12 protein-coding genes and 1 pseudogene are annotated in these 9,123 nt (G+C 59.1%); 7 read left to right on the top strand and 6 right to left on the bottom strand.

Annotated elements, in window-relative coordinates:
* Positions 1–233: integrase core domain-containing protein (locus AC3YOG_RS20545; RefSeq protein ID WP_489936461.1), on the top strand; the 233-nt coding region annotated here is incomplete at its 5' end.
* Positions 234–278: 45 nt separating this feature from the next.
* Positions 279–482, top strand: a pseudogene (locus tag AC3YOG_RS20540) (hypothetical protein); the annotation flags it as partial.
* Here AC3YOG_RS20540 and AC3YOG_RS20535 read toward each other — a convergent pair.
* The 3 genes from AC3YOG_RS20535 to AC3YOG_RS20525 form a co-directional block, all read right to left on the bottom strand.
* Positions 439–684, bottom strand: a complete 246-nt coding sequence (locus tag AC3YOG_RS20535) for a HigA family addiction module antitoxin (protein ID WP_489936463.1) — start codon at positions 682–684, stop codon at positions 439–441. The pseudogene AC3YOG_RS20540 and the gene AC3YOG_RS20535 sit on opposite strands and share 44 nt — an antisense overlap.
* A 98-nt stretch (positions 685–782) precedes the next feature.
* Positions 783–1,370 carry a TetR/AcrR family transcriptional regulator gene (locus tag AC3YOG_RS20530; RefSeq protein WP_489936462.1) on the bottom strand — a complete coding sequence of 196 codons (588 nt, stop codon included), beginning with the start codon at positions 1,368–1,370 and terminating at the stop codon, positions 783–785.
* Positions 1,371–1,424: 54 nt separating this feature from the next.
* Complete coding sequence (locus AC3YOG_RS20525; protein ID WP_489936460.1) at positions 1,425–1,595, bottom strand: hypothetical protein; 171 nt, start codon at positions 1,593–1,595, stop codon at positions 1,425–1,427.
* On the opposite strand from AC3YOG_RS20525, the gene AC3YOG_RS20520 reads away from it, so the two are divergent.
* The 4 genes from AC3YOG_RS20520 to AC3YOG_RS20505 all read left to right on the top strand — a co-directional run bounded on the left by AC3YOG_RS20520 (position 1,594) and on the right by AC3YOG_RS20505 (position 4,569).
* Positions 1,594–2,709 (top strand): MFS transporter, encoded by a 1,116-nt coding sequence (locus AC3YOG_RS20520; protein ID WP_489936459.1) that lies wholly within the window; start codon positions 1,594–1,596, stop codon positions 2,707–2,709. The two genes, AC3YOG_RS20525 and AC3YOG_RS20520, sit on opposite strands and share 2 nt — an antisense overlap.
* 225 nt (positions 2,710–2,934) lie before the next feature.
* Entirely contained in the window at positions 2,935–3,669 is a 735-nt protein-coding gene (locus AC3YOG_RS20515; protein WP_489936458.1) for a Crp/Fnr family transcriptional regulator, read from the top strand.
* 103 nt (positions 3,670–3,772) lie between these two features.
* Positions 3,773–4,156: a response regulator gene (locus tag AC3YOG_RS20510; RefSeq protein ID WP_489936457.1), complete on the top strand. Its 384-nt coding sequence runs from the start codon at positions 3,773–3,775 to the stop codon at positions 4,154–4,156.
* A 128-nt stretch (positions 4,157–4,284) separates the two neighbouring features.
* Positions 4,285–4,569 carry a winged helix-turn-helix transcriptional regulator gene (locus AC3YOG_RS20505; RefSeq protein WP_489936456.1) on the top strand — a complete coding sequence of 95 codons (285 nt, stop codon included), beginning with the start codon at positions 4,285–4,287 and terminating at the stop codon, positions 4,567–4,569.
* A 367-nt stretch (positions 4,570–4,936) separates the two neighbouring features.
* On the opposite strand, the gene AC3YOG_RS20500 is transcribed toward AC3YOG_RS20505, so the two are convergent.
* Complete coding sequence (locus AC3YOG_RS20500; RefSeq protein ID WP_489936455.1) at positions 4,937–5,434, bottom strand: MarR family winged helix-turn-helix transcriptional regulator; 498 nt, start codon at positions 5,432–5,434, stop codon at positions 4,937–4,939.
* 112 nt (positions 5,435–5,546) lie between these two features.
* Here AC3YOG_RS20500 and AC3YOG_RS20495 point away from each other — a divergent pair, with 112 nt between their 5' ends.
* The gene (locus AC3YOG_RS20495; protein ID WP_489936454.1) at positions 5,547–6,710 is read left to right on the top strand and encodes an MFS transporter; all 1,164 of its coding nucleotides are present in this window, start codon (positions 5,547–5,549) and stop codon (positions 6,708–6,710) included.
* A 1,007-nt stretch (positions 6,711–7,717) separates the two neighbouring features.
* On the opposite strand, the gene AC3YOG_RS20490 is transcribed toward AC3YOG_RS20495, so the two are convergent.
* Positions 7,718–7,909 carry an SH3 domain-containing protein gene (locus AC3YOG_RS20490; protein ID WP_489936453.1) on the bottom strand — a complete coding sequence of 64 codons (192 nt, stop codon included), beginning with the start codon at positions 7,907–7,909 and terminating at the stop codon, positions 7,718–7,720.
* A gap of 968 nt (positions 7,910–8,877) precedes the next feature.
* The coding region (locus AC3YOG_RS20485; RefSeq protein ID WP_489936452.1) for an integrase core domain-containing protein at positions 8,878–9,123 on the bottom strand (246 nt) is incomplete at its 5' end.

Here is a 9,123-nt window from a genome sequence, read left to right as displayed (position 1 = left end):
GCTATTGCGAGAGCTTCAATGCCAGACTGCGTGATGAACTGCTCGATGGCGAAATCTTCTACACGCTCAAGGAGGCGCAGATCGTCATCGAACAATGGCGCCAGCACTACAATACCACCCGACCCCATTCATCGCTCGGCTATAAGCCACCCGCACCAGAGGCCATCTCATGGCCGCCACCCCAGAGTGGATCAACCCCTCCCACGGTGGCATCAAGCCCAATTATGCACTAACAATAATCCCGGACCGCCAATGCGGGGCAGACCACTGAGGCTGCCGAGCTGACAGGTATTCCCCAGCCGAAGATCTCCGGGTTGATGCGGGGTCAGTTCCGCCATTCCAGCTCCGTCCGCCTTTGCCGCGTGCTGAACATGCTTGGCGTGCCGTTGTGGTCGGTTCTGGTGGACGAGCCTGACGGGAGTCTGGGCACCACTCTCGTTAGCGGGGCGGACGAGGAAGAGCCGATGTCGCGCATGCGATGACGATCTCGGCCGACTTCAACGGCTCCAGCGCGGGAATGTTGCTCACATCAACCTTCGGCTCTGCGTGCCAAGTATCATAAGCCGTCTGCATCCGGATCCGCATGCCGGCGTCGGTGCCAAACAGCTTGCCAAGCCGAACGGCCATCTCAGGCGAGACTGGCTTGGACTCGTTCATAATGTCATGCAGATGCTGGCGAGAAATGCCCAGAAGCCGTCAATCTCCGTTAATGGGCATTCTTCATCTAGCGCGTGGCAGTGCGGCACTCTCCCGAAATGTCTTTGGACTGACGGGCAGGCTGCTCAGTTCTTCCGAAGAGCAGCGAGCTGAAGCCGAAAGCTCTCGACCGCGCGGCGCGATGTGGATTGCGGATCCGAGGAGCTTGCGATCCAGGTGGCGGCGTGACTGGCAGCACCATTGATCAGGCGGGCGAGGGCTTCGGTGTCACCTTCGATGATCTCGCCGCTCGCTTGAAGTTGATCCAAGCTGGCCTTGAGTGCCATGACGCAACCATTGGTGGTTGTCCATTGCGATATGTCGCCCAACACAGCTGGGCCATCGCGAAACATCACGCGCTGGATCTCTGGTTCCAGCGCCATTTCGATGTATGCCGTCCATTCTTCGACCAGACCCTGCCACCGGGTAGGCGCTTCCCTGGAGATAGCTGCGAGCCGGTTTGCCATCTCACTGTCGATCTGTTCCACCACAGCGCGGAACAACCCCTTCTTGTCGCCGAACTGATGATAGAGGGCACCGCGAGTCAAACCTACGGCCGCAGTGAATTCATCCATGGATGCCGCCGCGTATCCCTGTTCGCCAAATGCTTTGCGGGCTGCAGCGATGAGGGCAGCCCTTGTTTTTTCGTTCTTTGCTCTACGAACTTCCGCCACTGCAGCCTTTCCATACGTCGCGTATAACTTCTTGACATACACGCTGTATCATTCCTAAATGATCTCGTACGCATCGTATGTAATGCGTTCGCGCTCAGCAAGGGAGACCAAAGTGTCGAACCCGTACGCAAAGATTTTTTCAGCACCAGGAACCAAGGCCTTCTCTGCTGCTGCCTTTGTCGGCAGGTTGCCGATGGCCATGGCGCCAATAGGAATTGTAGCCATGCTCTCGCAGACTCACAGCGAATACTGGCTTGCAGGTGCGGTTTCAGCGACATTCGCGCTCGCGAACGCCCTTGTAGCTCCGCAGCTCTCTCGCCTGGTTGATCGCTTCGGCCAGATGCCGGTGGTCGCACCAACTGCAGCAGTGTCGGTCGTCGCGTTCGCCGGGCTTGCCCTTGCCGCCAACCAACAGTGGCCAGCCTGGTCGCTCTTCGCGTTCGCGCTGTTGGCGGCGACCATGCCAAGCTTGTCCGCAATGGTGCGAGCGCGATGGACGGAATTGTTCCGGGATCGTCCGGAACTCAACACCGCCTTTGCATTCGAGTCTGCGGCCGACGAATTGATCTACATTGCCGGTGCTTCCATGTCGGTCGGCCTGGCCGTGACCGTTTTCCCCGAAGCAGGGCTCGTTGTCAGCACAATGCTATTCGTGCTCGGTACTATCGCCTTTCTGGCTCAACGCAGCACGGAGCCGAGAGTGCGTAAAGGCGGGGAATACAAGGCGCGGGGGTCCGCTATCGCTTTGCGCCCAGTTCAGAGGATTACCCTGGCAATGGTGTTCATCGGCTCGATCTTCGCGACGGCGGAGGTCAGTGCAGTTGCGGTGACTGAGCAGCTCGGGGACCCGGGTGCTGCCAGCCTGGTTATCGGCGTCTATGCGGCAGGCTCGTTCGTGCTCGGGCTGGTGCTTGGCGCGATCCAGCTGCATATTCCGCTGCAACGGCAATTGCTCATCACAGTTTCTGTCATTGCTGTGACTGCAGTGCCCTTACTCTTCGCCACCGGGTCAGTCGCCTTGCTGGCAGCTGCAGTTTTCTTTAGTGGCATCGCAATTTCGCCAACCTTCATTACGGCGTTTGCGCTAATTGAGCAGCGTGTCCCGGAAGCGCTGCTCACGGAAGGGGTGACTTGGGTAACCACCGGCATCGGAATTGGAATGGCACTCGGATCCTTCGCAGCAGGCTGGGTTGTTGACACATATGGTTCCCAACATGCCTTTTGGGTGTCCGTCCTAGCCGGCATTGCGGCGGTCGTCACCGTTGCTCTTGGTCAGGGCACTCTTTCCGGTGCTGAACGGGAGTCAGCCATCGGACCTGGAGCCGTCACCGGCACCTGATGTACAATAATTAGCTGGAAGGGAAGGGAGTCACTGGGCAGAAGACCAAGACCGCTGCTGCAAGTGCTGGCGACAGTGGCCGCGGGGCGATGATTGGTCCGGCTCGAGCGAGTAGAAGGTTGCCGAACGGACCGGGGGTTTTCGGATTTGTCGCGCGGCCGCCGCCTTCGAAGTGAGATGCGGCAGAAGTGTTGCTCCGCTAGAAGCTTGATGCAACAAGGGCTCATGACGAACTTAACAACGCCACTGCTCCGAAAGCTCGAAAGCCTCGGTCGCCTTTATCCGGAAGAGCGGCAAAGCATTGAGGCCATGCCTCTTACCGGCAAACGACTCAAGACTGGCGATGTGATCGCGCGAGAAGGCGACGACCCCTCCCATTGTTGCGTGGTGGTTGAGGGGTTTCTGCATCGGTACAGCATACTGAGCGGCGGTGAGCGGCAGACCCTCTCGATACATGTCCCAGGCGACATACCGGACCTGCAGGGCCTCCACCTTAAAATCATGGACCACACTCTCGCATCAATAGGACCAAGCAGTGTCGCTCTAATCGCCCACCGTGACATGCTCAATGTTCTTCGCAGGGCCCCTCGATTGGTGGCACTTTTTTGGCGTGAGAGTTTGACAGATGCGGCCCACGCCCGCACTTGGGTGAAAGTGTTGGGTGGACACGAGGCCCTTGGAAAGTTCGCACACCTCCTGTGCGAGATTTACGTTCGCATGGGCGCAGTGGGGCTGACAAAGAACAATTCCTGCACCTTTCCCCTTACTCAAATGCAGCTCGGGGAGGCGCTTGGGGTTACCTCGGTCCACGTCAACCGTACACTGATGAAGCTCCGTGCTGAAGGACTTGCCGACCTCCGGAAGGGAAAACTATCTATTCTGGACTGGGACCGTCTAAAGGACATAGCGGAGTTCGACCCCGCCTACTTAAACCAGCGAGAGTCACTCGGTCTGGACTAAGGATTTCAGAACGGCCGCTTAACCCCTGCCGTTCGTCGGACTAAATTAGTAATCGACTGTAATATGTTAGTTTCAACCGGCAAAAATCGTGCCTGATGGGGGCATGGAACAGACCGCCTCCCCCCTTGCCCTGCTGCTGGAAGATGAAGCATTTATTGCTTTAGATATGGAATTCACATTGCGTGCTGCCGGTTTCAACGTGGTGATGTTCACCCATTGCGTTCAGGCCGATGAGTGGCTTGAGACCAACTCGCCCCATGTAGCCGTTATCGACATATCTCTGGCAGATGGGGTTTGCGTCAAGACGGCCGCGACGCTTACTGAACGCAAAATTCCCTTTATCGTGCATTCTGCTCATGCGGAAATGTCAGAGCATAAAGGCACGGTTTTTGAGGCTGGGCTTTGGATCGGCAAGCCTGCTGCGAACGACGATCTTGTTCTGAACGCCCGAAATTTGGCCAATATTTCACTAGTCAGAATCAGATAGCTCACGCTTTCAGCAGTGCGTCCTCCAGTGTCGAGGCAGGAATAATATCCGGCACGGCCTTTGCCGAAAAGCCGACGGCCCGCAAGCCAGGCAGAAGGGCAGGGATGCGGGTTCATGCATGACGATGGATGCTGACGCTGCAGCTGCGAGAGTTGGAGGCGGACGGAGTAGTCGCCAAGGACCGTCTTCGCCGAAGCTCCTCCCCGGTCGAATACGAACTAAGCGCACTGGGCATTCCCTGGAGCCCTACCTCGTCCGGCTGCATGATTGGGGAGATCCTGTACCACCGGCAATTGCAGCCCCCCGGAGGAGTAGCGTCCATTTGCCAGGATCTGGTCACCCCTTGTGCGGCTGGTCGAGGTCGGGCTCGTGTCGGCACGGCAATGAGCTGTACCTACGCCGGCCGACCGTGAAAGGAAAGTGCGTCTGAGCATTTTGCCCTCCTCTTGCCTGATGAACGACTATCCGTGTCGTGAGCTGACCGTGCGCGCCATGACGCAGTCGAAGCTAGGGTCAACGTCTTGCCCGGTCCATGCACGGCGGCGAACAGTAAGCCGGCCAACCTATCCCTTCCCGGTTACCTTGCCGCGCTTCTGGCTCTCCTAAAACCTGACCTTCCAAGTTCGTAAAGTACGTGGCGCCGCAGTGGGCCTTGCCAGGCTAACGGATCGATCTCTTCGGCCGTGGTTTGCCGTCGACCCGGCACGAGCAAACTTCATCTCGCTGCGGCTCGGAACCAGTCGGCTTCGTTTGCTGACGGGACAGGGAAAACGAGCTGGATTATTCTCCCTCGGAATTCAGCCGTATCGATTGATTTTGCCGATCCGCAGAGTGATAAAAGTAGAGCTTCTGCAGTAAAACACGCAGGTCGGAACGCTCATTGGCGCTGAGCGGAGCCAGGGCATCTTGCTGAGCAAGATCCAGCACGGAAGTAAGCGACGTCAGCTGCGTCTCGCCGGAGGGGGTGATACTCACTAGATTTTGCCGCCGGTTCTGCGCATCTCGGCAACGCCGCACATGACCCGCTGCTTCGAGCCCGTTTATGGCTGAAGTCATGTCGCTACGATCGATATTGGTGCGCCGGCATAAATCCGCTTGTGAGAGAACTCCGAACTCTTGCAGCGTAGCGAGGACGGCGAAGCCGTAGCGATGCCCACCCGCTTTAGCGAGTGCTTCGGCGCTGATACCGCCGACTATGCCGGCGACTTGCCCAAGCAGCCGGGTCGTTAGATTGAGCAGGCGGGGGGCTGGGTCGGTGCCGGACGTTGTTCCATTCATATCCAAAAACCAGAGAGGTGAACCAGAGCGGAATTCTTACCACAAACCGTTGACAGCGCCAACAATCGTGGTGTTTGTTGGTGCTGCCAACAATCATGGTTGTGGAGCGAAAATGTCAGCGCTGCTTAAAGACCGGCGAGTTTGTGCCCTCCTGCTTGCCGCCACCTTGACTGTCATGTCCAACGCGACGATCAGTCCGGCCCTTCCGGGACTTGAGGCCGTTTTCAGGCAGAACCCGAACGCCGCCATTCTCACCCGCTTGTTGGTCACCGCTCCTTCACTTGCAGTGGCTGTACTCGCGCCGTTTGCGGGGCTCGCAGCAGATCGTGTCGGCGTGCGAAAGTTGTTGCTCCTGGGCGTGCTGCTCTTTGGAGTGGCGGGTACAGCCGGATACTGGCTGGACACTCTTGAGGCAATTCTGCTTAGCCGGTTGCTCTTGGGGGTAGCCATTGCATGTACGATGACGTCTCTGACTACCCTTGTAGGGCACTATTTTTCCGGCCAAGACCGCGCCCGGTTTATGGGTTACCAGCTCGCCGCCACTAATTTTTCCGGGTTTCTGTACGTTGCTGTAGCGGGGTGGATCGCGGCGCTGTCGCCTAGGTTCCCCTTCATTATTTATGGACTAGCGATCGCGTATTTGCCGCTGATGTGGGCCTTCATCAAGGAGCCTGGCCGCAACACGTCACGCCCATCTCCGGGTGACGCGATTGAAGTGCCTGCCAACTGGAGCGCCAGGCTTGCCGCACTTGCCATCCTGGCGGCCTCCACTTTCACCTTGTTCTATATCGTGCCAACCCAGCTGCCGTATGCGCTGATCGCTCGGGGGTTCTCTAATCCAGCAGTGGCCGGCCAAGCTTTGGGGGCCGTCACCTTGAGCGCTGGCATACTGGCGCTGGCGTTCGGCTCAGTACGCATGCGCCTCGGAACAACGGGCGTCTCCACGATCGGATATCTGGTCATGGCTTGCGGCTTTGCCACCCTCGCCAACGTGTCAATTGAGCCTTTAATATATCTCGGTTCCGCTACAATTGGGGTGGGAGTGGGACTGGTCATGCCAAACTTCATGACGACCGCCATGGGACTCGTGCCAGCGTCGCGGCGAGGCACGGCCGCAGGGATAATGACCGCGGGCATTTTTCTCGGGCAGTTTCTGTCTCCACTCATCACCTACCCCGTCATTGCAGAAATCAGCTATCCAGGCTTGTTTATCGTTGCGGCCTGCGCCTCGGCCGCGCTTTCGTCCGTGACCCTGTCAGGTGTCCTCAGAAACTGAACACACGGGTACCTGTCACGGCGAGTTAAGAGTGGTCGAGAGGAAACCAGGCGAAGTGGCTGCCGTTAGGAGATCCGGGTACGACTAAAGCCATGGCAGGGCCGAGCGGGAGTGCTTGGCATGGTTGGCGCGAGTGAATTTCCACTTGCTCTTCGTAGTACTTCCCGTCGTCGCGAAATCCGTCGTTGCGAAGCATCTGCCAGGCTTGGATGTCGCGCGGCCACCATCAGCCGCCGCATCCTTGGCGATCTGGACAACTATCCCTCGGCGCCGGCAAGTGTCTCGGAGCTGGTTCGGCGTGCACACCGCTTTTTGCCAGTCCGGTAATGCTGCTTAAGGCGCAATAATATCTCATCTTGGTCGCGTCCAAATTTCACCGAATGGAACATCCGCTTCGATCGGCAGGCGGGACCCGCGACAACCGCCACCCGGTTGCCGCGGAGGTCCGATCACTTGCCGGCGGGCTTAGAGCCGGCACCCGGCAGGAGAGGGGGAGGGGCAGAACCGTGTCCTGATCCCGTTGAGGGTGGAGCAGGCGGCGAGCCGGGTGCCTCTCCAGTCGGATGGTTCTGGCCGGCTCCTGTAGAAGAACCGGGAGAGGGTTGCGATGCCGGCCCTTGGTCCGCCGGAGATCCTGCTCCAGGCGGAGCGGACGGCGGATCGGCTGCTGGTGCCTGGTTAGGCGGTGACTCCGGTGCGGCCCCTGCGGGCGGAGGCGGGGATACCGGGCTAGAGTTGGGAGATGGTCCCGCTCCTGTGGACGGATTCGGTCGCGGCGCCGGCGGCGGCCCCTGGTTAGGCGGCGATCCAGCTCCGCCGGAGGGTGCGTCCGGAGCGTCAGCCGGGGGGCGGCGGTGAGGCGGAGGTCCCGGAGGCGGCGGGGGTGGGGCCCAGTCCGGCGGGCCATAATCAAAACTGAATACAGGCGAGGGCAGCGTAGGGCGGATCGGTTCGGCCAGATCGCTCCCCGGCAGCCAGCCCGCTCCGAGGGCCCCCTCAACGTAACACTAACCGCGGCGACAACCGTCAACGTCGACGCTATCACCCGCTTCCAACTCGCCAATCGGGGCATAGTCCAAGCCCGGCCCGGTCCGGAGGGTGGCCGTCGAAATCGTTACGGCCGGTGCCGCAAGCGCGGCTCCCGACGCGGCGATCAGCACGACACCACTCAGGGCAGTCGCTAGCGATCTTTGCTTCATGGTCCAATCCTCTCCGACAGCCAGGGCCGTCAGCCCTCGGGCAAGCGGTGCCTGTTAGGTACAATGTTCTGCCTGAATGAAGCGGGTGAGCCGGCTGTTCCGTCACCCTTGCTTGATTAAAATCCCAGAGAGGTCTGCCCTATGGTGGTGTCGTCGACGCCGCTCGTGCCACCAATACCCCGCTCCTCTCATGCCACCATCGCGTATCGAACATCCATTCATGCAGCCGTTCGCCGGGGTAGCCGAACGGGTCATCGCGACTGAGACCCTCGCCCGCCCAGAAGCCATCGAGCGACATCGAAAATTCTCCCTTTGTCCGCCAGCACGATACGGGGGTCGGCGCTGAGATCATGGGCGCCGGCAAGTACGATTACCCAGGGTGGAACGACACCCCCGAGTGATGCCGGTCAGATGAACAGCTTCGTCCGATGTCGGCGCCGACGGGTAGGTCGAGGACCATCAGGTGCGGGGGTTCTGGGTGGTGCACGACGGGATCAGTTCGAAATTGATCAGGGAACGGCTGGCCAGGGGCTTCGAGGACGGGACCTTCGTGCTTCCGGCGACAAAGTTGAGGCCATCGCACCCTATTACATCATCGTGAGGGACGGTCTATCTGTGAGGCGTGCGACGGCCATCACCCGGTATTTTCATGCTCGGATGCCCTTGGTCTATGGATTATACCAGCACGGCTCCTTCCGCCCCCCTTTGCCGCCATCTGAGAATACTGTCAGCAATCCCGAAAGCTGCCGTAGAGCAAGGGATAATGTCCATTATGGAATAATGGACGGAGCTTCAGTCATAGATGATGCGGCTTGGATGGGGCCGTTGCTGATAATGGGAAAGCCGCGTTTCTAGTGTGCCCACATGCAGCTCCAGTTTGTGACCGTCAGGGTCAAGGAAATACAGAGAGTTTCCTTCGCTGCGGTTAGCTTTCTGGTCTGCACCGCATTGGCGGTCCGGGATTATTGTTAGTGCATAATTGGGCTTGATGCCAGCGTCGGAGGTGTTGATCCACTCTGGCTAGGGGGCCATGAGATGGCCTCTGGTGCCGGCGGCTTATAGCCGAGCGATGAATGGGGTCGGGTGGTATTGTAGTGGTGCCGCCATTGTTCGATGACGATCTGTGCCTCCTTGAGGGTGTAGAAGATTTCGCCATCGAGCAGTTCATCACGCAGTCTGGCATTGAAGCTCTCGCAATAGCCATTCTCCCAGGG

Source organism: Devosia sp. Z6_126 (assembly GCF_058133495.1).
This window is presented reverse-complemented; position numbering and strand designations above follow the sequence as displayed.